This window comes from Limnohabitans sp., from assembly GCF_031539105.1.
Lineage (GTDB): Bacteria > Pseudomonadota > Gammaproteobacteria > Burkholderiales > Burkholderiaceae_C > Limnohabitans.
The window spans coordinates 194990-218881 of sequence record NZ_JAVKLM010000022.1; the positions used below are offsets into that span (position 1 = coordinate 194990).

Consider the following 23892-nt stretch of genomic DNA (forward strand, 5'->3'; position numbering starts at 1 on the left):
CACGGAAATTGCTTCTCTAGATGGTTAGAATGCCATCAACTAAACGAGCAATATTCGTGCCTTGACTTCATTTGCTTCTTTCTCAATCGTCTTACTGATGGCCATCGTGCCGGTAGCGGCGTCTGCAGAAAAAGCAGATCGTGAGAAGCCCACAAACATTGAGGCCGATAGCCTTGTGCATGACGAGCTCAAGCAAGTCAGCATTTTTACGGGTCGCGCGGTGCTGACTCGTGGCACGATGGTGATGCGCGGTGCACGCATTGAGATGCGTGAAGATGCCGACGGCTATCAATTTGGTGTCATCTTTCCCGAGCCCAACACCCGCGCCTTCTTTCGCCAAAAGCGTGAAGGCAATGACGAGTTCATGGAGGGCGAAGCCTTGCGCATTGAGTTTGATGGCAAGGCTGATCGCGTCAAGCTCATCGACAGTGCCGAAGTGCGGCGCTACCGTGGCCCGGTGTTGAACGACACCATGAGCGGCAAACTCATCATTTACGAAAACCTGACCGATGTGTTTAGCATCGACGGCCAGCGCACCACAGAAGGTGGCAAGGCCGGCACCGGACGCGTCAAGGCAGTGCTCGCCCCGCGCAGCAAAACATTGGATAAACCGTGATCGACACCCTTTCACCTTCGCACACGACCGACACGACTGAAAGTCGTTTGGAGGCACGTCACTTGCAAAAAGCCTATGGCAGTCGCAAGGTGGTCCACGATGTGTCGATTGCCGTGAAAAAGGGCGAAGTGGTCGGTTTGCTGGGCCCCAACGGCGCCGGCAAGACCACTTCGTTTTACATGATCGTGGGCTTGGTGCGAGCTGACGGTGGCAGTATCACCATCGATGGCCAGCCCGTGGCGCATTTGCCGATTCACCGCCGCTCACGTTTGGGTTTGAGTTATTTGCCGCAAGAGGCGTCGATCTTTCGCAAGCTGAACGTGGAAGACAACGTGCGTGCTGTGTTGGAGTTGCAACGCGACGAAGACGGCAAGCCGTTGACGCACGAAGAAATTGAAAAACGGTTGACATCACTGCTGCAAGAGTTGCGCGTGGACCACTTGCGTGAATCGCCTGCCTTGGCTTTGTCGGGTGGCGAGCGTCGTCGTGTGGAAATCGCCCGTGCCTTGGCGACAAACCCGCGTTTCATTTTGCTGGACGAGCCCTTTGCCGGCATTGATCCGATTGCGGTGATTGAGATTCAACGCATCATTGGCTTTCTGAAAAACCGTGGCATGGGTGTGTTGATCACCGACCACAACGTGCGCGAAACGCTGGGCATTTGCGACCATGCCTGCATCATCAGCGATGGCCGTGTGCTGGCGCAGGGCACGCCGCGCGAAATCATTGAGAACGCAGATGTGCGCCGCGTGTATCTCGGCGAACATTTCCGAATGTGATCTGGCATGAAACAAGGCTTATCACTCCGTGTCTCCCAACATCTGGCGCTCACGCCCCAGTTGCAGCAGTCGATCCGACTGTTGCAGTTGTCGACCTTGGAGTTGAGCCAAGAGATTGAGCAAATGCTCGACGAGAACCCATTTCTCGACAAAGAATTTGAAGAAGCGCCGCGCGAAGAATTTGGTCTCGACAAAGCCGATACCCCTGCTCGTGACGAAGAGCTTGAGCCCATGCGTGAAGTACCGTCGATGGACGGCGGTATGTCTGAAATTACCGTGGACAACACATCCAGTGACACCGAGCCCAGCGTAGACGGCATTGCCGAAAGCTGGGACGGTGACGGCAGTGTGGAGTTCTCTGCCGACGACTCCGAGTGGGGCGGCGACGCTCCCGCCAGCAATCACAACAACACCGCCGACAGCGACACGGCAGACGCCACCGAGTTGGCGCGCATGCAAGAGTCGCTCACCTCGTTTTTGCACCGCCAAGCGCTGTCGCTGCGCCTAAGCCCTACCGACACCGCCGCGCTGCGCTACCTGATAGAAAACCTCAACGACGATGGTTACCTTGAAGACACGCTGCGCAGTTTGGCCGAAGGTTTAGGCAATGGCGACGAAGAGCAAATTGAAGAACTCGAACACCGTTTTCAAGTGGCCTTGTCGCTGCTGCAAAGCCTAGAACCCGTGGGCGTGGGTGCACGCGATTTGGCCGAGTGTTTGACGCTGCAACTCAAAGCGCTAGAGCCCAAAGGCGAAGAAGCTTTGCAGATTCGCGACACAGCCGTTCTGATGTGCAAGCAGCCTATGGAGATGCTGGCCAAGCGCGACTTCAAACGCTTGGCTGTGATCGTGGGTGACAGCGAAGCCAATGTGAAAGTGGCGATTGCCCTGATCGGCCGCCTAGAGCCCAAGCCTGGCCGCCGCTTTGCTGATGTCGAGCGCCATGTGGTGGTGCCCGATGTGCTGGTGACGCGCGTGGGCAAGTCCACCACAGCGCCCAAGTTCAAGGTCGCTTTGAACCCCGATGTGATGCCCCGTTTGCGCGTGCACGACATTTACGCCAATGCCCTCAAAGGCGGCAAGGGCGACAACCATGCGGGTTTGCAGCAGCGTTTGCAAGAAGCGCGTTGGTTCATCAAGAACATCCAGCAGCGCTTTGACACCATCTTGCGCGTGAGTAATGCCATCTCTGAGCGTCAGAAAAACTTCTTCATCCACGGCGAACTCGCCATGCGTCCCATGGTGCTGCGCGAGATTGCCGAAGAGCTGGGCCTGCACGAGTCCACCATCAGCCGCGTGACCACCAACAAATACATGAGCACGCCCTTTGGCACCTTCGAGCTCAAGTATTTCTTTGGCTCAGGGCTAGAAACGGACAGCGGCAACAACGCCTCCAGTACCGCGGTGCGCGCGCTCATCAAGCAATTTGTGGCGAGCGAGAACCCCAAAAAGCCACTGTCGGATAATCAGCTCTCCGAAATGCTCAAAGAGCAAGGCATTGAGTGCGCACGCCGCACCGTGGCCAAATACCGTGAGGCGCTGCGTATTGCGCCCACGACTCTGCGCAAAGCGCTTTAAAGAACCCTATGAATCAATTGCATCTCTTCTTGCCCTGTGCGGCAGGCGTCGAATCCTATTTGGCCGAGGAAGTGCGTCGCATCACCGGCGTGGGCGACGACGACATTCGCGCCTTTCGTGCAGGCGTGATGGTGCGCACTTCGTGGCGCGATGTGTTGCAGCTCAACCTGCACAGCCGTTTGGCGCAACGCGTGTTGGTCGAGTTGTCGCACACGCAATACCGCCAAGAAGAAGACCTCTACCGCGCTGCGGGCGAAGTGGCGTGGGAACTGTGGTTCTCGCCCAAAGAAACCTTCAAGATTGAAATCACTGCGCAGCACAGCCCACTCAAGAGCTTGAACTTTGCGGCGCTCAAAATCAAAGACGCAGTGGCTGACCGTTTCCGCCACAAGTTTGGTGTGCGCCCCGACGTCAACACGCAATGGCCCGATGCACGCATCTACGCTCACTTGACCACCGAGAGCTGCACGCTCTACATCGACACCTCGGGCGAGCCCCTGTTCAAACGCGGTTGGCGTGCTGACAAAGGCGATGCACCGTTGAAAGAAACCCTCGCTGCGGCCATGTTGGCCGCGAGTGGCTGGAGCCAAGGTGATGGCACCGCAGCCAATCCTGAAGGCTTCATGGCGCAAGGCGTGCCGCTCTATGACCCGTGTTGCGGTAGCGGCACCATCGCGATTGAGGCGGCGCAAATTGCCTGCAACATCGCGCCGGGTTCGATGCGTAAATTTGGTTTCCAAAAACTCATTCCTTATCAAGAGCATGTGTGGCATGGGTTGCTGGACAACGCCCGCGCCCAAGCGTGCGAGCCGCGTGCCGAAGTGTTTGGCAGCGATGTGGCCTTCCGTATGGTTGACTTTGCACAACGCAATGCTGAGCGTGCAGGCGTGGCACACGCCGTGCAGCTGCGCGGTGGCGATGCACTGCAACGTATGCCCCCTAGCGAAATACCGGGCGTCATGTTGGTCAATCCGCCGTATGGCGAGCGTATTGAAGCCGCAGGCATTGCGGGCGCGGCGCGCCGTGCGCGTTATTCGCCACCTACGGAATATGTGTCGCCCTACGAAGACGTGAATCAAAACGGCGATGCTGGTTTTGATGATGCGGCCCATGACAACGGCATGGTGCGCGACGACGTGCCCCGCTTTGGCGCTCGTGATGTTGCACAAACTGAAGACGGCGGCGACTTCTTTGCGCAGTTGGCCAGTCATTGGAAGAAAAACTACGCCGGCTGGACAGCGTGGATGTTGACGCCCGACCTCAAGCTGCCTAGCCGTATGCGGTTTAAAGAGTCACGCCGCGTGCCGATGTGGAACGGCCCGATTGAATGCCGTATGTTCCGCTTTGATTTGCGTGCAGGGTCAATGCGCAATAAACCCAACGACACCCAACCTAACGATGCTCAGCCCACCGAGGGCAACGGGTCAGCGCAGCCGTGAATACCGAGCTAAGTGTGGGAGCTGCTGCAGCACCCGTGCGTGTGGTGCTCGACACCAACATCGTGCTTGACCTGTGGCTCTACAAAGATACGGTCACGCCTGCGTTGCTTGATGCGCTAGAAACCAAAGCCGTGCAATGGCTGGCCACGCAAGTCATGCGTGACGAGCTTGAGCGCGTGTTGGCTTACGCTCACATCGTCAAGCGATTGGCCTTCAGCCAGCTCGCGGCGCAAGATATCTTGGCGCAGTTTGATGCGCATGCACAGCTCATGCCCATTGCGCCAAAAGCGCTGTATGTGTGTAAAGACGTCGATGACCAAAAGTTCATCGACTTAGCGGCCGAGCACAAGACTCAGCTCATCAGCAAAGACAAAGCTGTGTTGACCATGCGCAACCGCATGGCGCGTTTGGGGGTGGCGGTGGGGAAAGTGTTTCCAGCGGCGCTGCCTGTTTAGGGCATAGGCAGGCCAAACGCATGCTTCACGCGCGATGCACGCGCTTCATTGCTGTTGCAGTAAATCCAGCAAAGTCTTTAGTGCGTGTTGTGCGGCGGCTTCACGTACCGAAGCGCGGTCGCCGTTGAAGTGCATCATCTCCGTTTTCACCCAAGCCGTTTCAGCGCCAAGAGTTGGGCCTGCATCGCTGGGCGTGGCCCATGCAAACCAAACGGTACCCACAGGCTTGTCAGTTGAGCCACCTGTTGGGCCCGCCACACCTGTGACGGCCAATGTCACCTGCGCATGTGAACGGCGCATCGCGCCCAAAGTCATGGCTTGTGCCACGGCCGCGCTGACAGCGCCGTGTTCGGCAATCAAGGCCGAATCCACGCCCAACATCTCGTGCTTGGCTTCGTTGGAATAGGTCACAAACCCCCGTTCAAACCAATTGCTTGAACCCGATAAATCTGTGCAGTTGGCCGCGATCATGCCGCCCGTGCAGCTCTCTGCGGTGGCCAGCATCCAGCCATGTTGTTGCAGCACTTCGGCGAGTTGTTCCGTCAAAGTATGTGAACTCATAACGACCTCCAAATAGCAATCACGAGCAAAGTACAAAACGCAGCGACCAAGTCATCAAAGATGATGCCCCAGCCCCCGCGCCAACCAAAGCCTTTGAACAATCTATCAGCCCAACCCACGGGCCCAGGCTTGGCAGCGTCAAAGTAGCGAAACAAAATGAACGCGCCCAGTTGTCCCCAAAACGTGGTGGGCGTCACCAGCCACAGCACCAACCAAAACGCAATCACTTCGTCCCACACAATCGCACCTGGGTCTGCCACGCCCATGTGCTGCGCGGTGACGGTGCAAGCCCACCAGCCGATCAGCGTGGATGCAGTAATCAGCACACCCATTTGTAGCGGTGTGAGCCAAATTTGCAAGAGCAAAAACACCGCCCATGCCCATAGCGTGCCTGCTGTGCCTGGGGCGAGGCGGGACAGGCCAGAGCCTGCGCCGAGCGCGATGAAGTGGGCAGGGTGGGAGAGTAGAAATCGGCGGTTCAGCATACGAATGGTCTTAGGCAAAGTGGTCAAACGACGCAAAGCGTTTGGCAATCGGTTGCCCTTGCGGGTCGAGCACGACCAAGCCTTGTTCTTGGGTGATGCGACCCATGCGTGTCACGGGTGTGTTGGTTTCCCACGCGGCGGCGTGCACCAGTTCGCGTTGGTTCACGGGTGCGGTGAAGCACAGTTCGTAATCATCGCCGCCGGACAGGGCGAACTCTAGGCGTTTGTTCCAAGGCAACTCTGCCAACACGGGTGTGATGCCCGCAGGTAAATGCGTTTCACCAAAGCTGCCTGCCGATTGCAGCCAGCCCGTGTCAATTTGTGCGCCTACGCCCGAGCGTTTGAGGATGTGGCCTAAGTCACCGAGCAAACCATCGCTCACATCAATGGCTGCGTTCGCCACAGCGCGCAGGGCGGTGCCAAGTGCCACGCGTGGCGTGGGTTGTTCCATGCGCAGGCGGGCTTGCTCAAAAGCTTCGCTTGAAATGCTGTGCGACCCGCGAAACACTTCGAGTGCCAAGCGTGCGTCACCCACTGTGCCGCTGATGTAAATATCATCGCCCACTTGTGCGTTTTGGCGCAGCAGCGCGTCGCCCGGCGGTACTTCGCCAAACACGGTGATGCAAATATTCAGCGGGCCTTGCGTGGTGTCGCCCCCCACCAGCTCACAGCCATGTTCATCTGCCAAACGCAACAAGCCGCTTGAAAAGCCGGCTAACCATGCTTCGTCCACGCGGGGCAAAGAAAGCGCGAGGGTAAAAGCCAAGGGTTCTGCGCCAATGGCTGCCAAGTCGCTCAGGTTCACCGCCAAGGCTTTATGGCCTAAGCGGGCAGGGTCGACCGTGCTTAAAAAGTGACGGCCTTCCACCAACATGTCGCTGGACACCGCGAGCTGCATGCCTTCGGTGGGTTTTAACAAGGCGCAATCGTCACCCACGCCCAGTGCGGCTTTGTGTGTGGGGCGCTTGAAGTAGCGCTCGATCAGATCAAATTCACCCATGTTGTTTGGCATCAGTGAAGGTTGCGACTGCCCGGCTCATCGCTGAGCGCGTCCAGCACAAACATGGGAATGTCCACCTCAAACTTCTCGCCGTCTTCAGCCACACAAAAGTAGCTGCCGTGCATGGTGCCTGTGGGCGTGCGCAGGCGGGTGCCGCTGGTGTATTCAAACTGTTCACCAGGTTGCAACAAGGGCTGGTGGCCCACCACGCCAAGGCCTTTGATTTTTTCGTGTGTGCCGTTGGCGTCGTTGACGTTCCATGTGCGTGAGATCAGTTGCGCCGCCACATTGCCCACGTTGGTAATGGTGATGGTGTAGGCAAACATGTACAAACCGCCGTCTGGGTCTGACTGCTCAGACAGGTATTGCGGATGGACTTCGACTTGAAATTTATAACGGAGCATGAGGTGATTTTGGCCTAAGCCAAAAACCACGCTGAAGGGGTGAAATAATCACCCCATGACCAGCCCACGCCCCACATTCCATATCGCTCCCTCTATCTTGTCTGCGGACTTCGCCCGTTTGGGTGATGAGGTGAAAAACGTCATCGCCGCTGGCGCTGATTGGATTCACTTTGATGTGATGGACAACCACTATGTGCCCAACCTCACGTTCGGCCCCATGATTTGCCAAGCCTTGAAGCCACATGCCAAAACCCCCGCAGGCGTGGCGGTGCCCATCGACGTGCACTTGATGATTTCGCCTGTGGACGCTTTGGCTGAGTCGTTTGCCCAAGCCGGTGCGGACTACATCAGCTTTCATCCCGACGCGAGCGCCCATGTGCACCGCAGCATCCAAGCCATCAAGAGCAAGGGCGTGAAAGCCGGTTTGGTGTTCAACCCCGCCGAGCCGCTAGACGTGCTGGAGTGGACGATTGACGAAATTGACCTCATTCTCATCATGAGCGTGAACCCTGGTTTTGGCGGCCAAAGCTTCATTGATTCAGCCCTGCGCAAAGTCGAGATGGCCCGCCAATGGATTGAGCGCAGCGGCAAAGACATTCGCCTTGAAGTGGATGGCGGCATCAAGCCCGACAATATCCGCCAAGTAGCCGATGCTGGCGCCGACACCTTTGTGGCGGGCAGCGCGATTTTTGGCAAGCCTGATTACAAGGCGGTGATTGATCAAATGCGCTTGGCGCTTGCGTAATCAGAATGGATTCTTTTTGCGCTGTAAGGTAAGGGTAAACCGAGCTTGCCGGTGATTGGCCGTTGAGGTCCAATAGAAGGAAGTACACGCTAAATGATTGGCTTAAGTTTTTATAAGGTACAGCTTGAATGTCTCTAACGATTGGTGTTCCATCTGAAGTGGTCGCGGGCGAGGCGCGTGTCGCCGTGACGCCTGAGACTGTCAAAAAATTAATCAACCAAGGTCACAAGGTTCGCGTGCAATCAGGCGCAGGCGTTGCCGCCAGCGTGACGGACGAAGCGTATGCAGCTGCAGGCGCTGAGTTGGTCAACGCGCCCACAGCATGGGCCAGCGACTTGGTGCTCAAGGTGCGCAGCCCCGAAGCGGCTGAGGCCTCTAGCATCAAAGCCGGCAGCACGGTGGTGGGCATGTTGGAGCCCTTCAATGCCGAAGGCTTGCAACGCTTGGCCACGGCTGGCGCAACGGGCTTCGCCCTTGAAGCCGCCCCACGCACCACGCGCGCACAAAGCATGGACGTGTTGTCCTCTCAGGCCAACATTGCAGGCTACAAAGCCGTCATGCTGGCTGCAGACAAATACCAACGCTTCTTCCCCATGTTGATGACAGCAGCGGGTACGGTCAAGGCCGCACGCGTGGTCATCCTCGGCGTGGGTGTGGCGGGCTTGCAAGCCATCGCAACCGCCAAGCGTTTAGGGGCCGTGATTGAAGCCACCGATGTGCGCCCCAGCGTGAAAGAGCAAGTGGAGTCACTCGGTGCGAAGTTCATCGACGTGCCGTTTGAAAGCCAAGACGAAAAAGACGCGGCCGAAGGTGTGGGAGGCTATGCCCGCCCCATGCCGCAAAGCTGGTTGGACCGCCAAAAGGTGGAAGTCGCCAAGCGCGTTGCCTTGGCAGATATCGTGATCACCACGGCACTCATCCCAGGTCGCGCAGCACCGGTGCTGTTGACCGAAGACATGGTCAAGGCCATGAAGCCGGGCGCTGTCATCATCGACATCGCTGCCGGTAAGGGCGCCGATGGCGTGGGCGGTAACTGCCCTCTGACCGAAGCAGGTAAGACCGTCATCAAGCATGGCGTGACGATTGTGGGCGAGACCAACTTGCCCGCCTTGGTGGCCGCAGACGCCAGTGCACTGTATGCCCGTAACGTGCTCGATTTCTTGAAGCTTGTCATCAACAAAGAAGGTGCGTTACACATCGACTTAGAAGACGACATCGTCGCGGCTTGTCTTGTCACCCGCGATGGCGCGGTGGTGAAAAAATAAAACGAGGAATATCAAAAAATGGATGCAGTCTCTCCCACCCTCGTCAACTTGATTATTTTTGTGCTGGCCATTTATGTGGGTTACCACGTGGTGTGGACCGTCACGCCTGCACTGCACACGCCACTGATGGCGGTGACCAATGCCATCTCGGCCATCGTCATCGTGGGCGCCATGTTGGCTGCTGCGATGACCGAAACCATGCTGGGTAAAACCATGGGCGTGTTGGCAGTGGCTTTGGCTGCAGTCAATGTGTTTGGTGGCTTCATGGTCACGCGCAGGATGCTGGAAATGTTCAGGAAAAAAGAAAAGCCGGCTAAAACTGCGGCAGCTGCAGGAGACAAAGCATGAGCATGGACTTTGTTTCAATGAACCTCGTCACCTTGATGTACTTGGTGGCCAGTGTGTGTTTCATTCAAGCGCTCAAAGGCTTGAGCCATCCCACCACCTCCATCCGCGGCAACGTGTTTGGCATGACGGGTATGACCATTGCCGTCATCACCACCGCCGCTTTGATCGTCAAGCTGTCGGGTTCAGGCGCTGGCATGAGTTGGGTCTTGTTGGGCCTCGTGGTGGGCGGCGGTGCAGGCACGATCATGGCGCAGCGCGTGGAGATGACCAAGATGCCCGAGCTGGTGGCCTTCATGCACAGCATGATTGGTTTGGCTGCCGTGTTCATTGGTGTAGCCGCAGTGGCTGAGCCTTGGGCGTTTGGCATCACGCCAGCGCCGCAAGAGGTGATCACCAAAGTACAAACCGCATCGGGATGGGTCATTACCGAGATGATGCAGCGCTTCCCCATTCCACCGGGTAACCGCCTTGAGCTGTTCCTTGGTGCAGCCATCGGTGCGATCACCTTCAGCGGTTCAGTCATTGCCTTTGGCAAGCTGTCGGGCAAATACAAATTCCGTTTGTTCCAAGGCACGCCCGTGAGCTTCTCGGGTCAGCACATGCTCAACCTCGTGTTGGGTTTGGTGACAGTGGGCTTGGGGCTCATGTTCGTGGTGACCGAAGATTGGACAGCCTTCTTCGCCATGCTGGCCTTGGCGTTTGTCATGGGCGTGCTCATCATCATCCCGATTGGTGGCGCAGACATGCCAGTGGTGGTGTCCATGCTCAACAGCTATTCAGGCTGGGCGGCGGCGGGCATTGGCTTCTCGCTCAACAACAGCATGCTCATCATTGCGGGCTCCTTGGTGGGCAGCTCGGGCGCGATTTTGAGCTACATCATGTGTAAGGCGATGAACCGCTCGTTCTTCAGCGTCATCTTGGGTGGTTTTGGTGCCGAGGCGGTGACAGCCGTGGCTGGCGCACAAGAGCAGCGTCCCGTGAAGAGCGGCAGCGCCGATGACGCGGCCTACATTTTGGCGAACGCTGAGACGGTAGTGATCGTGCCTGGCTACGGTTTGGCCGTCGCGCGCGCTCAACATGCGGTGAATGAGTTGGCCGAGAAGTTGATGCACAAAGGCATCAGCGTGAAATATGCGATCCACCCTGTGGCGGGCCGCATGCCTGGCCACATGAACGTGTTGTTGGCCGAAGCCGAAGTGCCTTACGACCAGGTGTTTGAGATGGAAGACATCAACGGCGAATTTGGCCAAGTGGATGTGGCCATCGTCTTGGGCGCCAACGATGTGGTGAACCCTGCTGCGCTGGAAAAAGGCAGCTCGATTTATGGCATGCCCATCTTGGAAGCCTACAAAGCTAAGACGGTGATCGTGAACAAGCGTTCTATGGCCTCGGGTTATGCAGGCCTAGACAACGAGCTGTTCTACATGGACAAAACCATGATGGTGTTTGGTGACGCCAAGAAGGTGGTGGAAGACATGGTCAAAGCGGTTGAGTAAACTGCTTTGATTCTTGGTTTCTAGGGGCGTCTATGACGCCCCTTCTTCATTCAGCGCCAACGCATTGCGCGTCAATTTAGAGCCCGTGATTTATGAATTTTTCATTGACTCAGTTTCAAGCCGCCATCGTCGACCTCGATGGCACGATGGTCGATACCTTGGGTGACTTTGAGGTTGCCCTGAATCGCGCACTTCACGACTTAGATTTGCCGCCTGTCACACGGGCATTGGTAGAGCGCACCGTGGGCAAAGGTTCAGAGCATTTGATTCGTTCTGTGCTGGCGCACCAGCTGGCGTTGCCCGAGGTGAAAGACCAAGTTCTTGTGTGTGCTTCTCGCGGTATCGAGGATTCGTACGAGGCTGCTTGGCTGCGTTACCAGCATCATTACCTTGCTATCAACGGTGAATTCGCAGCGGTGTATCCGGGCGTGGTGGAAGGTTTGCAGCAGATGCGCGACGCGGGCTTGCAGTTGGCGTGTCTGACCAACAAACCTTTGTCGTTTGCCAAGCCTTTGTTGCAAGCCAAAGGCTTGGACCACTTTTTCACGCATGTGTTTGGCGGTGACAGCTTTGAGCGCAAAAAGCCAGACCCGCTGCCTTTGCTCAAAACCTGCGAGGCTTTAGGCGTTAAGCCCGCGAAGGCCTTGATGGTGGGCGACTCGAACAACGATGCCCAAGCCGCCCGTGCCGCAGGTTGCCCCGTGGCGTTGGTGCGTTACGGCTATAACCACGGCGAGTCCGTGGACGGCGTGGATGCCGATGCGCATGTGGATGCCCTGACCGATATCGCCCAAGCCCTCGGCAAGGCTGGCTGAGCCTTTGCTAAACTGAAGCCATGTTCATTCACCGCAGCACAGTCACAGGTTGTCATGACCGGGGAGCTTGGCCCTGGCGTACGCCGTCGTTTGCGCTTGTCTAAAAGCACGTTCAGGTTTGCTGAGCCGTGCCCGCGCTGAAACATCCTAGCTGTTCAGCACTTGTCCGAATGAACGCCCCTTGCCTGATGGGGCCGAGCTGTGGAGGCTCACGATGACTGAAACCGAATTCAAACAATTGGCCCAAGAGGGCTATAACCGCATCCCGTTGGTGGCGGAGGCCTTTGCCGACTTAGAAACCCCGCTTTCGTTGTACCTCAAACTGGCCCATGTGCAGAACAAGGGCGAGCGCAGCTTTTTGCTGGAGTCTGTGGTGGGCGGCGAACGCTTTGGGCGTTACAGCTTCATTGGCTTACCAGCCCGAACTCTGTTGCGTGCCACAGGTTTTGGTGAAGTGGCCAAGACCGAGGTGGTGACCGACGGTCTGGTGGTTGAAACCCATGCGGGTAACCCACTCGACTTTGTGGCCGATTACCAGAAGCGTTTCAAAGTGGCTCTGCGCCAAGGTTTGCCCCGTTTTTGCGGTGGCTTGGCAGGTTACTTTGGTTACGACACGGTGCGCCACATCGAGAAGAAATTGGCCCACTCATGCCCGCCTGATGACTTGGGCATGCCAGACATTTTGCTGTTGCAAACCGAAGAGTTGGCGGTGATTGACAACCTCTCGGGCAAGCTCTCGCTCATCGTGTACGCAGACCCTGCACAACCCGATGCCTACCCACAAGCGCATGCCCGTTTGGCTGAGTTGAAGCTGCGCTTGAAAGCGCCCGCGCAAGCGCCATCGATTGCGCCATGTGCCAGTCACCCCGCTGAACGTAGCTTTGCGAAAGAGGATTACTTGGCGGCGGTGCTGCGCGCCAAAGACTTGATTGCGGCGGGCGACTTCATGCAAGTGCAAGTTGGCCAGCGCATTCATAAAAAGTTCACGGCCAGCCCGCTGTCGCTGTACCGCGCTTTGCGTTCGCTGAACCCCAGCCCTTACATGTATTACTACAACCTCGGCGACGCCTACGTGGTGGGCGCATCGCCCGAGATTTTGGTGCGCCAAGAGTCCACACCCGAAGGGCAAAAAGTCACCATCCGCCCATTGGCCGGCACGCGTCCACGCGGCGCAACGCCAGAGGCCGACAAGGCAGCAGAGGTGGAGCTCATCAATGACCCCAAAGAGCGTGCCGAGCATGTTATGTTGATTGACCTCGCTCGAAACGACATTGGCCGGATTGCCAAAACAGGCAGTGTTAAAGTGACCGAGGCTTTTGTTGTGGAGCGTTACAGCCATGTGATGCACATCGTGAGCAACGTGGAGGGCTTGTTGCTCGACGGACCCGACGGCAAACCACTCACCAGCATGGATGTGCTCAAGGCCACATTCCCTGCGGGCACGCTAACCGGTGCGCCCAAGGTGCACGCGATGGAATTGATTGACCAACTTGAGCCCACCAAGCGCGGTCTCTACGGCGGCGCTTGTGGCTACCTCAGTTTTGCAGGTGATATGGATGTGGCGATCGCCATTCGCACCGGCATCATCAAAAACGACACGCTCTATGTGCAAGCCGCCGCAGGTGTGGTGGCTGATTCAGTGCCTGAGTTGGAGTGGCGAGAAACCGAACACAAAGCGCGTGCCTTGTTGCGTGCCAGCGAGTTGGTTGAGGAGGGCTTGGAATGAGCAAGATCAAACTCCTCATGGTGGACAACTACGACAGCTTCACCTTCAACATCGTTCAATACTTTGGCGAGTTGGGTGCCGAGGTTGAGGTGTTTCGCAACGACGAAATCACACTCGAAGGCATTGCCGCACGCAAGCCAGACCGCTTGGTCATTTCGCCCGGTCCTTGCTCACCTGCAGAGGCGGGCATTTCGGTGGCAGCGATTCGACACTTTGCTGGCAAGCTGCCTATTTTGGGCGTGTGCTTAGGGCACCAAAGCATTGGCGCCGCGTTTGGCGGAAACATCATTCGTGCGCAAGAGCTGATGCATGGCAAAACCAGCGTCATCACCACCACGCAAGAGGGGGTGTTTGACGGTCTGCCGGAGAAATTCACGGTCAACCGTTACCACTCGTTGGCGGTTGAACGTGCATCGTGCCCCTCATGCCTCAAGGTCACAGCGTGGACGGACGATGGCGAAATCATGGGTGTTCGTCACACCGAACTGGATATCCAAGGCGTGCAGTTCCACCCAGAATCCATCCTCACCGAGCATGGCCACGCCATGCTGAAAAACTTTCTGTAAAGGCTGGTCATGACAAGTTCTACACATGCCATCACACCGCAAGAAGCATTGCAACGCGTCATTGAGCACCGCGAGATTTTTCACGACGAGATGTTGCACATCATGCGCCTCATCATGTCGGGTGAAATGTCGCCGGTGTTGATGTCGGCTTTCATTGCCGCCTTGCGCGTGAAAAAAGAAACCATTGGCGAAATCACAGCGGCTGCGCAAGTGATGCGCGAGTTTTCTACCAAGGTCGATGTACCTGACCGCACGCACATGGTCGATATTGTGGGTACAGGCGGCGATGGTTCGCACACCTTCAATATCTCGACGTGTTCGATGTTTGTGGTGGCTGCCGCAGGGGGTAGGGTCAGCAAGCATGGCGGTCGCAGCGTGAGCAGCAAGAGCGGCAGCGCCGATGTGCTGGAGAGCTTGGGCGTCAATATCAACCTGCCGCCAGCGCAAATTGCCAAGTGCATTGCTGAAGTGGGCATCGGTTTTATGTTTGCACCCAACCATCACCCTGCGATGAAAAACGTGGCCCCCGTGCGCAAAGAACTGGGTGTGCGCACCATTTTTAACATCTTGGGCCCACTCACCAATCCGGCCAGTGCACCCAATATTTTGATGGGGGTGTTTCACCCCGACTTGGTAGGTATCCAAGTGCGTGCGCTTGAACGCTTGGGTGCCGAGCATGCCTTGGTGGTGTACGGTCGCGATGGGTTGGACGAAGTGTCCTTGGGGGCAGCCACATTGGTGGGCGAGCTCAAAGATGGCAAGGTCAGCGAGTACGAAATTCATCCTGAAGACTTTGGTTTTGCGATGAGCAGCAACCGCGCGTTGCGTGTTGAAACGCCCGAGCAATCGCGCGCCATGTTGCTGGGCGTGTTGGATAACCAAGCTGGGCCTGCTCTCGACATCGTGGTGCTCAATGCGGGGGTGGCTTTGTATGTCGCCAACGTGGCAGGCAGCATCGAAGCCGGCATTGCGCTTGCGCGTGAGGCTTTGGCTTCGGGAGCGGCCAAAACTAAACTCGACCAGTTGATGGCGACCACGGCCCGATTCGCTGCGGCTTAAATAGGTGCTTGGCGCCAGAAAGAAAACATGTCAGACATCCTGAACCAAATCGTCGCTGTCAAACGCCAAGAGGTGGCAGCGGCGCTTCAGCGCAAATCATTGGCGGCTATGCGAGCTGACGCCGAAAGCCGCGTGCTGACACGCGACTTCGTGGGTGCGTTGCGCGCCAAAATTGCAGCGGGCTTGCCTGCGGTGATTGCCGAGATCAAAAAAGCCAGTCCGTCCAAGGGCGTGATTCGTGAAGACTTCATTCCTGCCGACATTGCGCAAAGCTACGCCGAGCACGGTGCCGCGTGTTTGTCGGTGTTGACCGACAAAGACTTTTTCCAAGGCCAAGTGGACTATCTCAAGCAAGCGCGCGCTTCGTGCGATTTGCCTGTGCTGCGCAAAGACTTCATGGTCGACCCGTACCAGGTGTACGAAGCGCGTGTGATGGGCGCAGACTGCATTTTGCTCATTGCCGCTTGTTTGACCGACGCACAAATGGCTGAGATGGAGGCCATTGCGCGCAACCTAGACATGGCAGTGTTGGTCGAGGTGCACGACGCAGCCGAGTTGCAACGCGCGCTGAAGCTCAAAACACCGTTGGTGGGTATCAACAACCGCAACCTGCGCACCTTTGAGGTCTCGCTCGACACGACGATTGGCATGCTCAAAGATGTGCCAGCAGACCGGTTGCTCATCACGGAGAGTGGCATCTTGCAAAGCAGCGATGTGCAAAAAATGCGCGACGCCAATGTGCACGCCTTCTTAGTGGGTGAGGCGTTCATGCGTGCCGCCGACCCTGGCAAAGCTTTGTCCGAGTTGTTTGCCGCTTAAGCACGCATGACGGGTGATTTGTTTGGCAGTGCGGGGTCGGCGGATGTTGATGCTCCGCGTTTGACCCAGTGGTCGCCAGCGGATTGGCCCGTTCAGCCAGGTTGGCAGCCTGTGCTCGATGCGTTTTGGCGCAGTTCACAGGGTGTGTCATTGGCGGCCTTTGTGCAATCACGCCTCAATGCTGGCGCCGTGATTTACCAGTAGCGCGACGTTTGGCCTGATCCAGCCGAACGTTTGATTTGATCCACTATTTTCACCAGTCTTCAACGTATATTTGATTCGGCATTTAATGCCTTTCAAACACACTTCACAGCAGACAACCGCTTCGCCATGTAGGCAGGCTCCCAAGTAGCCATGCGCGGGTCTTGAGGTAGCCGAGGCACTTCTCCCGAGTCCAAACGGGCCATCACGTCGCCCAACAGCCTTAGCCCCATTGGGGCAAGTTCATCCCGCCAAAGGCTCTCAGCCGTAGCGTCGGGCTTAACCCAGCACCAGTCCTGCGCGGCAATGTCACCGGTATCAGCCCCGTCATCAAGCCAGTAGGCCGTTCCGCCTGTTACCACCTCCCGCATGTGAAGCGCCCACACGATAGCGTCACGGCCACGGTGGCGAGGCAACAAGCTTGGGTGGTAGCCAAGCGCCCCAAGCCTTGCCTTAGCCCGAGCCCCGGCGGTGACAAACACGTGGGCATGGGCGCACAGAATCAGGTCAAGCCCGTCAGGCACCCATGCGGCCTCGAGGCGCTTGTCCACCTGACATAACGGAACGCCCGCGTCGACCGCCAGCGCGGCAAGTCGGTCATCCACACGGGGGGCACTGACAGCGGCCACGTCGTCACCGCGTGCCAGGCACAGCTTCAGCACCTCAGCCCCGAACCACTTTTGGCCCACGATCATCACGCGCATGGCGGCACCTCCACGGGGCCAGTTTGCTCAATTTCGCAAACTGGAGAACCAAGGTAGCGGAAGCCCTGCACGGCCCTAAAGTGCCCGCCGTAACCAGCACCTACGCCTTTCACGCCGAGCCGAGCGGCTGTCTTTGCCATGCTTGTCATGCTGCGCAGCTTGCTTTCGCCCACTAAGCGGGCTGAAACCTGCGTCCACTTATCCGACCGGCGCAAGGCGCTGGCCAGCCCCGGATGGCTGGTGTGAAACAACGTCAGCATAGGCTTGTCATAGCGGTTTTGCCTAAGCCGCCAGCGCTCGCATACGGCGTCAAGAAACCGCAGGCCAACACCAGCACCTTGCCACTCAGGCATAACCACCAAACGGCATGCGCGGGCCTCTTTCATCCCAGCACGGGTGCTAACCGCCACATGGGCCACCAACTGGCCGTCCACCGTCGCCACATAGTTGGTGGCGGCGATCATGTGCGGCAGCTTCAAATAGTGATGCGGTTCAAAGGCAGGCCAATGCTCCCACTTGGTTTGCCACAGCTCCACGTCGATGCGCGGTCGGCGTCGAAGTGACCCCCGTATGAACTGGCCCGTGCCGGTATCAAACACCCAGTCGGGTTGAACCCAATCCAGAATGTCATAGTGGCAGCTCAGCAGCACCGCTTGACCGCCGGTTCGACGCCACGCCTTAGCGAACGCCCCCGCGCCAATTTGCGCAATCTGGCGGTCGACCACACTGCTGAACTCATCCAATACCGCCTGCGCTGGGGCCTCGGCAATCAGCCGGGCCAAGTTGGCACGGAATTGCTCACCATTGGACAGCACGCCAAACGGGCGCAGCCACGTCGGCACACTACCAAGGCCAACGCTTGAAAGCGCCGCAGTCACATCGTCAAAAGAGCCACCGGGCGTGATCGCGTCAATCACCGGTGCGTCGCTTGGCCAACTCGGGGCATACATTGCCTGTGGCCCCCACAAAGTGCGTCCCGTGCTCGTTTTTCCTGAGCCACTCGGCCCAACAATCACCCCAATTTGCCACGGTGCACTCTCCAAGTCCAACTCGACGTCGAGGCTGAAATTTGCCCCACTTTCGACATTGAACAAAGACTTCACGCGGGCAGCACGGTAGCTATTGAAGTCATCACAGCGGTGGTTAATGCTCAATTTCATACACACACCACCTTCGGGCGCAGGCCCTGCTTGGTCAGTTTGGCAAATAAGCGTTGCTGATCAGCCTCATCCTTGCAAACCACCACTAGGCCGTACTTTTGAACGTATTTGAAGCCGTTTTCACCGGCCCTCTGAATTGGCTTTGAAGCCACTTTGACGGGCGTTTTCCCCATGTTGCGTTACCCCTTTATTGGGCTTTGACGCTCGGGGGCGCTCTGGTTGGGGGCTCGTAGCGCCTTCGGCACCGGCCCTCACATCATTCAAAGTACGGCACCTACCGCACTTGATCTGAACTCGCTCAAACACTCCGCGTGCCAGCAACTTGCTGCACGCACCACATCTCAACTCTTGCATGTCGGCATCTTTGATAATGGCCCTACCTGTACAGGTGGCGGGGCCTTCGGTCGATGCCGTGCTATCTCACGGCGGAGGTGGGTGGTCAGGGTGTTAGCGCACCCCGTCCACTCGCCCTGTCTTTTTTTACTTGGCCGCGCCCATCAACTGGGCAAAAGCCGCTTCGGCTTGCGACTTCATAGCGGCCAGCACGGTTTCCACTTCTTCAGGAGTATTGGCAGCATTCACCGCGTCTTGCGTGCGGCGTTTGAGCCCGTCAATCAGGCCAACAGCCCGCGCGTAGAACGACGCGTTGACCAGTACCTTGTCCGCAAACGCGTCAACGGTTTCACCTTTGCCACGCGCATTGATCTCGGTTTGAAAAGCCGCCTTGTCGCCCACCGAGGCAGTGCCAGCCTTGATTGCCTTGGAAATCACCAGTTTGTTGTTCCAAGCCGCAATTTCGATTTCATCGGGGGTGCCCGCAATCTTCACGCGTTGGGCTTTACCGTAGGCGTCAATACGGGCCATAGCAGCCGCCCTGATTGCCACAAGACTTTCAGAAACTTTTACTGGATCAATTGCCCATGCCCCGGCAACCCAAGAGTGAACTGAAGAAGGAGGTGGAATATCCGTAGCTCCTACATCAGCCGGCAACTTACCCACTTCAGAAATTTGAGTTTTGAATCCTGTTTTTGTATCAAAAAGATCAACGCCACGCCAATCGGGTTTTATTTTCCAATCACCATTCACATACAAAGCTGCCTCAAACGGTCTAGCAGCTGGCGGGGCCTTATCTGTCGCGCGCATTGCGTCGAGCGACAAACCAAACACCGGCTCAATAGGACGCCCATCATCAATGCTAAAAATGGACTTAGATGTGACGTAATCTACTTGTATCCATTTGCCGCCTTTGAAGACGGGCCACTTATCAGTAACAAGCGGTGGCGGGGCAATATCTGTTGCAAATGCAGGTATCAAATATACGTTCGGCTCAAGCGGGGACTCTTGTGCAAAGCCAAGCTCTTGCGCCGCGTCAATAGGAAGCTCAAGATATCGGCCATCGGTCGGGCTGTAGTGAAAAATTTTCTTTGGCATGTTAATTCTCAATATTTGATGATGGAGTAGTCGGCGATATATGGGGGAAGGTTGGCCCCTGTTGCGCTTGAACCAGTTGTCCCAATCGACGCGGAGATACCTGTTGTGTTGGCATTAGTGTTTTGGTTTGGAGAACCGCCAAAAGCAGTATTTCCATATCCGCCGCCGCCAGAGAAACCTAACGTACCTTGATAATTGATTGAATGGGAATGTCCGGGGTCAGAGATAGATACCGTATGGTTGTGCGCAACGACAACGGCGTCTTTGTTACCGCCCGTAGCGCCAAGGGCGTAAAGGTTACCCGCGCCAATAGACATACGGTCACGACTATCCGGCAGGTTAAAAGTTGTTGAACCATCACCCGCGCCAAAGGTTGTCCCAATTACTGCAAATAAGGCAGCGTATGCCGTACGAGAAACTGCGGCTCCATTTCTAATAAGCCATCCTGCTGGTGGTGTCGCTGACGGCCACCGCACGGACATGCCTGTTAAAAACCCGTTCAACATCGCGGGAAGAGGGTCAAGGATTACAAAATCCGTCCCGTCATATTCAATGTCAGCCAACTGGCCGGATGCGATTACAGCTGCGATTTTTGTACCAGAATAGTCGTATTGCTTGAGACTCTTGGCGCCTAGCCCCCCAATATTCAAAGTGTCTGATCCGGCTCCCGCCGCATGAAACTTCAAACGCAGGCGAAGGTTTGCGCCTAACGCAGCAAGCGCCACGGCACTGGCTGGCAATGTCACAGTGAATGCGGGCGCTGTGCCAGCGGTCGTGTAAGCCGTGTTGGTTTGTTGGCGCTGCAAGGTTGCAATGGCCGTCATCAACTGCTGGTATGACGCGGCTGAATTCGGGTCAAAAGCTGCGGGCGTCAAGCCTGCCTGCTTGATTACCGAGAGCACCTCCCACGTCAGCCCGTTAAGGTCAGCATCGCTCACCGCCGTTGGCGTTGCCTGTGAGGCGTTATGCATCCGGTTGCCCGTTCCCGCGTGGGTCGCAAACGCATTACTTTGTGTGTAGTCCATAACTGTCCTTCATCAAAATCAAAAAGTCGGCTACGCGGCCAGCCCAACATCGACCGCGAAACGTGCGGGGGCCAAACGCTTCAAATAGCAATCCAACGGCCCTAGTGGAAGCGCCGAATCCCACAGCCGCTGCCCGGCTACGCCGGTGCCAACACGCAACAACGTGCTGGCCGTCGCCACCCGCACATACAACTTGCCGTCCAGTGCGCCCAAGCGCTGGCCTACTTGCCCCACGCCCACACGAAGCGGGGTGTTGTAAGCCACGGTCACGTTGTCGTAGCCAATGCGCTTTGCAATGGCAATCAATGCGCCCGGGCTTGCTGGGCTGCTGTCCGTGTAGGCCAAATCAGGGCCGCACAGTCGCGCCGTCAACTGGGCGCTTCGCTGTTGCAACGTTTGAGCCGCTCCAAAACAGTCACAAGGCAAGCCCGTCGCAGCTTCCCACTCGGTCAACCGCGTCGTGGTTTTGTGAGGCAGCCATTCACCGGCCACAAACAGCGTGTAGGCGTGCAACTCGGCAAAGGATGCCGACACCCCGCGCACCACCCGCATCAAAGTAGAAGACGGGTCACGCGGCCACGCAAACCCTGTGGGTAGCAGCTGTGCGAGGGACTGAAAAAACTTATCCATGCCGCGCCTTAGAAGAACGTCACCGTGCCAAGCACCAGCATCTGGTTATAGGCACCAGCCACAAAAGATGCGCCGCTGGTAATCACCGGCGAGCTGATCGTGTGATTCGTTTCACCCGTCACACCACTGATTACCTCCACCATGTGGTCATGGGGGATAGAGCCGCCGGGCACGGCCTCTCTAAAAAACAAATCCTGCAAAGCGCTCACCACGCCCGCACGAATGGCCGCTGTATCTGGCACCACATTGATCGTCACATTCACCACCACGGGCGTAGGCACGATCACAAACAGCTCATCGGGTGGGCCACGGCGTGGATCGCGTATGTAGTCACGCACCGCATTGGCTTGGGCTGTTGTTGGCAAGCCGGGAGCCGCATTGCCGTCAGCCATGATGATCACGCCAGCGGTCGTAGCCCCTGACGGGTTACGCAGGCCCAAAGCCCGCGTGATGCCTGGCACCTGCAAGGCCCATCGCGCATAGTCGGCGGGGCTGCCGCCCATTGGCTCATTCGACAAGCGCTGTTGCAGCCGGTAGATCGCCTGCGCGTCTGTCTCCGCATCAGCGCCGTCGACCGCACCCGCGCCAGAGACGACAAACGACGTATCAATGCCGCTCATCGTTGAAACCATATTCAGCCCAGTCCCGGTGCTCACGTTTCCCGCCGAGCCAGCCACCAAAGCCGTCACAGACGCGCTCAACGTGCCGCCAACTGACACCGCCACGTCGGCGCTCACCGAGTACTGCCGACCGTCTTGCGCCTGAAGTAGCGTGCCAGCGGTCAGCAGCGTGCCCGCTGTACCCGTGCCCGTCACCGTCCGAACCGCAGCCGTAGCAGGCTTGCGCGTCATCTTGTACGTTGCCAGCCAGCCCTCTAAAAACTTGCCGCTCGACTGCGTTGGCACGGCCTGACGCGCAATGAAATCGCGCAAATAGCGGTAGGCACCGTGCAGGCCCATCGCCTGCACAAAAGACAAGGCCTTCACATTGCTGCGGGCCAGCTCTAGGTCAGCCGTGGTCAGCGTTGCCGGATCAGCCGATTGCTGCGCTGTTGCCAACGACTGTTGCAGCAGGCGTGCGGCGTTTTGTTGCAGGTCGCTGATTGACGGCACCGCCACGTTCAAAACGGTCATTGCGCGTACCTCTTGATGGATGTGCCCCAAAGCACGTCATAAACTGGACTTGTATTGCCCGGCTTGTAAATCGTTGGCCGCACGGCCAAACGGTCAAGCTGGCCCGAACCGGATGCGGCCCACAGCGCCACCACATCCACGCGGCTGGCAATACCGTCGCGCACCATCCAGTTCAAGGACTCCTGCGCGGCAAAGCGGGCCTTCTCCAGCACGTCGCCCATCACCTTGCCCGAGTAACAAAGCCACAAGCGTGACCCCCATGAATCACCCTGAGCCGAAACAAACTCATCGCCAACCCAGCCGCGCCGCTCGGCCACGCCACTTGGCAGGGCGTCGTCATCGCGTGCACGTCGGTCGGTGAACAGGCTCAAAATCACGGCGGTTTGCAGCGTGTCCTCAAGGGCTAGGGCGTACACAGCCAGCGGGTCTACATACGAGACAACACCGGCTGCTTGTGCATAGTCTTTCCAAGAGAAGTTAGCCACCGGCCCCGGCGTGCATAGACGCCAGTCAAAAGGCACAGCCGCGCCTTGCGTACCTGCATTGGGCGGCTGGGGAAGCGTGGCTACATCAAACATGCAGCCAGTTTGTCCGCTTGCGCTCAAGCAGTCACGGTGAAACGGTTCACCACCTCGGGGTGCAGGGGCCCCGAGTGCCCCTAAGTGGCCGTGTACGAAGGCTAGAAGTCGCCCGTATTGCCCAAGCCATTCTGCACATTGCCGTGGTGATGGCCCCCCACCTCTTTATTTGCCACTTTCAAGCTGCTCGTAGCGCTCACAGCTTGGCCCTTCACAGAGCTAACCGCCACAATGTCCTGGCTCGCATTCACCACGGGCGTATTGAAGCTGGCTGACGTGCTTGCGCTGACCGAGTATTCCTTGGTGTTCACCACATACTTGTCGCAGGTCACCTCAACCACGCGACCGGCCTTCAGCTTCACCATATGGCCTTCTTTGTGCCACACCGCGACTTCATACGATTGCAGCTCAGGCCGTTCGCCCAGCCTGTCCATACGCAGCACGATTGTGTGGCCCATGACATTCAGCACCAGGCCTTGCCCGTCGGCGGGATGCGCCGCGAAGCCGTAGTCTTGCCAACGCTCGGCGTTGTCCTTGGCGTCCGCGTCATGCGTCTCTACACGGGCGCGTTGCACGGGCCCTTCCACCAGCCCGCGCAAGCGGGAACGGCGCAGCAAATTGTCTATCCAGCTCATCGGCGGCCCCCGCCGGTCTTGGCACCATCATGCGGCCCCTCAGAGCCAAATTTCTTAGGCTTGGGTCGGCTGTTCAGTGGCACCACGTCATAAGCGTCCACGGGTCGAACCAGCAGCTCAGTCACGTCACCTTCACGCAAATCGCAGGTTTGTTTCGCCGAGCAAATCAGCCATTCGTCGCCCGACAAACCGGCCACATCATCAAAAATCTGCACACGCTGATTGATCGGCCAAGGCTC

At 57.5% G+C, this 23892-nt stretch carries 28 protein-coding genes and 1 pseudogene; 15 read left to right on the plus strand and 14 right to left on the minus strand.

All coding sequences use genetic code 11. The features are described from left to right. The first annotated feature begins 61 nt into the window (after positions 1-61). From lptA to RMR24_RS06745, 5 genes are read left to right on the plus strand one after another with little or no spacing between them, the layout of a single operon-like run. The gene (gene lptA, locus RMR24_RS06725; protein ID WP_405023314.1) at positions 62-616 is read left to right on the plus strand and encodes a lipopolysaccharide transport periplasmic protein LptA; all 555 of its coding nucleotides are present in this window, start codon (positions 62-64) and stop codon (positions 614-616) included. Next, positions 613-1395 carry an LPS export ABC transporter ATP-binding protein gene (lptB, locus tag RMR24_RS06730; RefSeq protein ID WP_310614310.1) on the plus strand — a complete coding sequence of 261 codons (783 nt, stop codon included), beginning with the start codon at positions 613-615 and terminating at the stop codon, positions 1393-1395. The genes lptA and lptB overlap by 4 nt, the downstream gene beginning before the upstream one ends. 6 nt (positions 1396-1401) lie before the next feature. Further along, complete coding sequence (locus RMR24_RS06735; RefSeq protein ID WP_310614311.1) at positions 1402-2973, plus strand: RNA polymerase factor sigma-54; 1572 nt, start codon at positions 1402-1404, stop codon at positions 2971-2973. An 8-nt stretch (positions 2974-2981) separates the two neighbouring features. Then, the gene (locus RMR24_RS06740) at positions 2982-4412 is read left to right on the plus strand and encodes a THUMP domain-containing protein (protein WP_310614312.1); all 1431 of its coding nucleotides are present in this window, start codon (positions 2982-2984) and stop codon (positions 4410-4412) included. After that, complete coding sequence (locus tag RMR24_RS06745) at positions 4409-4867, plus strand: putative toxin-antitoxin system toxin component, PIN family (RefSeq protein WP_310614313.1); 459 nt, start codon at positions 4409-4411, stop codon at positions 4865-4867. The genes RMR24_RS06740 and RMR24_RS06745 overlap by 4 nt, the downstream gene beginning before the upstream one ends. Positions 4868-4912: 45 nt before the next feature. Here the strand turns inward: RMR24_RS06745 and RMR24_RS06750 are convergent, their stop codons facing one another. From RMR24_RS06750 to apaG, 4 genes are read right to left on the minus strand one after another with little or no spacing between them, the layout of a single operon-like run. Beyond that, positions 4913-5428 carry a CinA family protein gene (locus tag RMR24_RS06750; protein WP_310614314.1) on the minus strand — a complete coding sequence of 172 codons (516 nt, stop codon included), beginning with the start codon at positions 5426-5428 and terminating at the stop codon, positions 4913-4915. Next, positions 5425-5913 carry a phosphatidylglycerophosphatase A gene (locus RMR24_RS06755; RefSeq protein ID WP_310614341.1) on the minus strand — a complete coding sequence of 163 codons (489 nt, stop codon included), beginning with the start codon at positions 5911-5913 and terminating at the stop codon, positions 5425-5427. Before RMR24_RS06755 ends, RMR24_RS06750 begins: the two co-directional genes overlap by 4 nt. 10 nt (positions 5914-5923) lie before the next feature. Beyond that, positions 5924-6913, minus strand: a complete 990-nt coding sequence (gene thiL / locus RMR24_RS06760; RefSeq protein ID WP_310614342.1) for a thiamine-phosphate kinase — start codon at positions 6911-6913, stop codon at positions 5924-5926. 11 nt (positions 6914-6924) lie between these two features. After that, positions 6925-7317, minus strand: coding sequence for a Co2+/Mg2+ efflux protein ApaG (apaG, locus tag RMR24_RS06765; protein WP_310614315.1), 393 nt, complete (start codon positions 7315-7317; stop codon positions 6925-6927). Positions 7318-7372: 55 nt separating this feature from the next. Between apaG and rpe the strand changes: the two genes are divergently transcribed. From rpe to RMR24_RS06815, 10 genes are all read left to right on the plus strand, one after another. After that, positions 7373-8062: a ribulose-phosphate 3-epimerase gene (rpe, locus tag RMR24_RS06770; RefSeq protein WP_310614316.1), complete on the plus strand. Its 690-nt coding sequence runs from the start codon at positions 7373-7375 to the stop codon at positions 8060-8062. Positions 8063-8190: 128 nt separating this feature from the next. Continuing rightward, complete coding sequence (locus tag RMR24_RS06775) at positions 8191-9327, plus strand: Re/Si-specific NAD(P)(+) transhydrogenase subunit alpha (protein WP_310614317.1); 1137 nt, start codon at positions 8191-8193, stop codon at positions 9325-9327. Positions 9328-9345: 18 nt separating this feature from the next. After that, entirely contained in the window at positions 9346-9675 is a 330-nt protein-coding gene (locus RMR24_RS06780) for an NAD(P) transhydrogenase subunit alpha (protein ID WP_310614318.1), read from the plus strand. Continuing rightward, positions 9672-11171: an NAD(P)(+) transhydrogenase (Re/Si-specific) subunit beta gene (locus RMR24_RS06785; RefSeq protein WP_310614319.1), complete on the plus strand. Its 1500-nt coding sequence runs from the start codon at positions 9672-9674 to the stop codon at positions 11169-11171. The genes RMR24_RS06780 and RMR24_RS06785 overlap by 4 nt, the downstream gene beginning before the upstream one ends. A gap of 92 nt (positions 11172-11263) precedes the next feature. After that, positions 11264-11986, plus strand: coding sequence for a phosphoglycolate phosphatase (gene gph / locus RMR24_RS06790; protein ID WP_310614320.1), 723 nt, complete (start codon positions 11264-11266; stop codon positions 11984-11986). Positions 11987-12200: 214 nt separating this feature from the next. Beyond that, positions 12201-13712 carry an anthranilate synthase component I gene (gene trpE / locus RMR24_RS06795; protein WP_310614321.1) on the plus strand — a complete coding sequence of 504 codons (1512 nt, stop codon included), beginning with the start codon at positions 12201-12203 and terminating at the stop codon, positions 13710-13712. Continuing rightward, positions 13709-14278 (plus strand): aminodeoxychorismate/anthranilate synthase component II, encoded by a 570-nt coding sequence (locus tag RMR24_RS06800; RefSeq protein ID WP_310614322.1) that lies wholly within the window; start codon positions 13709-13711, stop codon positions 14276-14278. The genes trpE and RMR24_RS06800 overlap by 4 nt, the downstream gene beginning before the upstream one ends. A gap of 9 nt (positions 14279-14287) precedes the next feature. Beyond that, entirely contained in the window at positions 14288-15337 is a 1050-nt protein-coding gene (gene trpD, locus RMR24_RS06805) for an anthranilate phosphoribosyltransferase (protein ID WP_310614323.1), read from the plus strand. Positions 15338-15364: 27 nt separating this feature from the next. After that, positions 15365-16156, plus strand: coding sequence for an indole-3-glycerol phosphate synthase TrpC (trpC, locus tag RMR24_RS06810; RefSeq protein WP_310614324.1), 792 nt, complete (start codon positions 15365-15367; stop codon positions 16154-16156). Between the two features lie 6 nt (positions 16157-16162). Further along, a complete protein-coding gene (locus RMR24_RS06815; RefSeq protein WP_310614325.1) occupies positions 16163-16360 on the plus strand; it encodes a hypothetical protein in 198 nt (65 codons plus the stop codon). 92 nt (positions 16361-16452) lie between these two features. Here the strand turns inward: RMR24_RS06815 and RMR24_RS06820 are convergent, their stop codons facing one another. From RMR24_RS06820 to RMR24_RS06865, 10 genes and pseudogenes are all read right to left on the minus strand, one after another. Beyond that, a complete protein-coding gene (locus RMR24_RS06820) occupies positions 16453-17061 on the minus strand; it encodes a formyltransferase family protein (protein WP_310614326.1) in 609 nt (202 codons plus the stop codon). Beyond that, a complete protein-coding gene (locus RMR24_RS06825; protein ID WP_310614327.1) occupies positions 17052-18221 on the minus strand; it encodes a GNAT family N-acetyltransferase in 1170 nt (389 codons plus the stop codon). Before RMR24_RS06825 ends, RMR24_RS06820 begins: the two co-directional genes overlap by 10 nt. Positions 18222-18341: 120 nt before the next feature. Then, a complete protein-coding gene (locus tag RMR24_RS06830) occupies positions 18342-18575 on the minus strand; it encodes a Com family DNA-binding transcriptional regulator (protein ID WP_310614328.1) in 234 nt (77 codons plus the stop codon). A 126-nt stretch (positions 18576-18701) separates the two neighbouring features. Continuing rightward, positions 18702-19652, minus strand: coding sequence for a hypothetical protein (locus RMR24_RS06835; RefSeq protein WP_310614329.1), 951 nt, complete (start codon positions 19650-19652; stop codon positions 18702-18704). Between the two features lie 8 nt (positions 19653-19660). After that, positions 19661-20677, minus strand: coding sequence for a tail fiber protein (locus RMR24_RS06840; RefSeq protein ID WP_310614330.1), 1017 nt, complete (start codon positions 20675-20677; stop codon positions 19661-19663). Positions 20678-20707: 30 nt separating this feature from the next. Then, positions 20708-21307: a putative phage tail protein gene (locus RMR24_RS06845; RefSeq protein WP_310614331.1), complete on the minus strand. Its 600-nt coding sequence runs from the start codon at positions 21305-21307 to the stop codon at positions 20708-20710. An 8-nt stretch (positions 21308-21315) separates the two neighbouring features. Beyond that, entirely contained in the window at positions 21316-22440 is a 1125-nt protein-coding gene (locus RMR24_RS06850) for a baseplate J/gp47 family protein (RefSeq protein WP_310614332.1), read from the minus strand. Then, positions 22437-23018, minus strand: a complete 582-nt coding sequence (locus tag RMR24_RS06855; RefSeq protein ID WP_310614333.1) for a phage GP46 family protein — start codon at positions 23016-23018, stop codon at positions 22437-22439. Before RMR24_RS06855 ends, RMR24_RS06850 begins: the two co-directional genes overlap by 4 nt. A 101-nt stretch (positions 23019-23119) precedes the next feature. Further along, on the minus strand, positions 23120-23653 hold the full coding sequence (locus RMR24_RS06860) for a phage baseplate assembly protein (protein ID WP_310614334.1): 534 nt from the start codon (positions 23651-23653) through the stop codon (positions 23120-23122). After that, positions 23650-23892 (minus strand): annotated as a pseudogene (locus tag RMR24_RS06865) (hypothetical protein); the annotation flags it as partial. The gene RMR24_RS06860 and the pseudogene RMR24_RS06865, both read right to left, overlap by 4 nt.

Bases quoted from the DNA above. Each gene is read 5' to 3' on its own strand.
- thiL (WP_310614342.1), bottom strand. From the start codon at position 6,913: ATGGGTGAATTTGATCTGATCGAGCGCTACTTCAAGCGCCCCACACAC.
- RMR24_RS06755 (WP_310614341.1), bottom strand. From the start codon at position 5,913: ATGCTGAACCGCCGATTTCTACTCTCCCACCCTGCCCACTTCATCGCG.
- RMR24_RS06860 (WP_310614334.1), bottom strand. From the start codon at position 23,653: ATGAGCTGGATAGACAATTTGCTGCGCCGTTCCCGCTTGCGCGGGCTG.
- RMR24_RS06750 (WP_310614314.1), bottom strand. From the start codon at position 5,428: ATGAGTTCACATACTTTGACGGAACAACTCGCCGAAGTGCTGCAACAA.
- RMR24_RS06800 (WP_310614322.1), top strand. From the start codon at position 13,709: ATGAGCAAGATCAAACTCCTCATGGTGGACAACTACGACAGCTTCACC.
- RMR24_RS06740 (WP_310614312.1), top strand. From the start codon at position 2,982: ATGAATCAATTGCATCTCTTCTTGCCCTGTGCGGCAGGCGTCGAATCC.
- trpD (WP_310614323.1), top strand. From the start codon at position 14,288: ATGACAAGTTCTACACATGCCATCACACCGCAAGAAGCATTGCAACGC.
- trpC (WP_310614324.1), top strand. From the start codon at position 15,365: ATGTCAGACATCCTGAACCAAATCGTCGCTGTCAAACGCCAAGAGGTG.
- RMR24_RS06850 (WP_310614332.1), bottom strand. From the start codon at position 22,440: ATGACCGTTTTGAACGTGGCGGTGCCGTCAATCAGCGACCTGCAACAA.
- RMR24_RS06830 (WP_310614328.1), bottom strand. From the start codon at position 18,575: ATGCAAGAGTTGAGATGTGGTGCGTGCAGCAAGTTGCTGGCACGCGGA.
- RMR24_RS06840 (WP_310614330.1), bottom strand. From the start codon at position 20,677: ATGGACTACACACAAAGTAATGCGTTTGCGACCCACGCGGGAACGGGC.
- RMR24_RS06825 (WP_310614327.1), bottom strand. From the start codon at position 18,221: ATGAAATTGAGCATTAACCACCGCTGTGATGACTTCAATAGCTACCGT.
- gph (WP_310614320.1), top strand. From the start codon at position 11,264: ATGAATTTTTCATTGACTCAGTTTCAAGCCGCCATCGTCGACCTCGAT.
- RMR24_RS06780 (WP_310614318.1), top strand. From the start codon at position 9,346: ATGGATGCAGTCTCTCCCACCCTCGTCAACTTGATTATTTTTGTGCTG.
- RMR24_RS06775 (WP_310614317.1), top strand. From the start codon at position 8,191: ATGTCTCTAACGATTGGTGTTCCATCTGAAGTGGTCGCGGGCGAGGCG.
- RMR24_RS06845 (WP_310614331.1), bottom strand. From the start codon at position 21,307: ATGGATAAGTTTTTTCAGTCCCTCGCACAGCTGCTACCCACAGGGTTT.
- rpe (WP_310614316.1), top strand. From the start codon at position 7,373: ATGACCAGCCCACGCCCCACATTCCATATCGCTCCCTCTATCTTGTCT.
- RMR24_RS06835 (WP_310614329.1), bottom strand. From the start codon at position 19,652: ATGCCAAAGAAAATTTTTCACTACAGCCCGACCGATGGCCGATATCTT.
- RMR24_RS06785 (WP_310614319.1), top strand. From the start codon at position 9,672: ATGAGCATGGACTTTGTTTCAATGAACCTCGTCACCTTGATGTACTTG.
- RMR24_RS06735 (WP_310614311.1), top strand. From the start codon at position 1,402: ATGAAACAAGGCTTATCACTCCGTGTCTCCCAACATCTGGCGCTCACG.
- RMR24_RS06855 (WP_310614333.1), bottom strand. From the start codon at position 23,018: ATGTTTGATGTAGCCACGCTTCCCCAGCCGCCCAATGCAGGTACGCAA.
- RMR24_RS06820 (WP_310614326.1), bottom strand. From the start codon at position 17,061: ATGCGCGTGATGATCGTGGGCCAAAAGTGGTTCGGGGCTGAGGTGCTG.
- apaG (WP_310614315.1), bottom strand. From the start codon at position 7,317: ATGCTCCGTTATAAATTTCAAGTCGAAGTCCATCCGCAATACCTGTCT.
- trpE (WP_310614321.1), top strand. From the start codon at position 12,201: ATGACTGAAACCGAATTCAAACAATTGGCCCAAGAGGGCTATAACCGC.
- RMR24_RS06815 (WP_310614325.1), top strand. From the start codon at position 16,163: ATGACGGGTGATTTGTTTGGCAGTGCGGGGTCGGCGGATGTTGATGCT.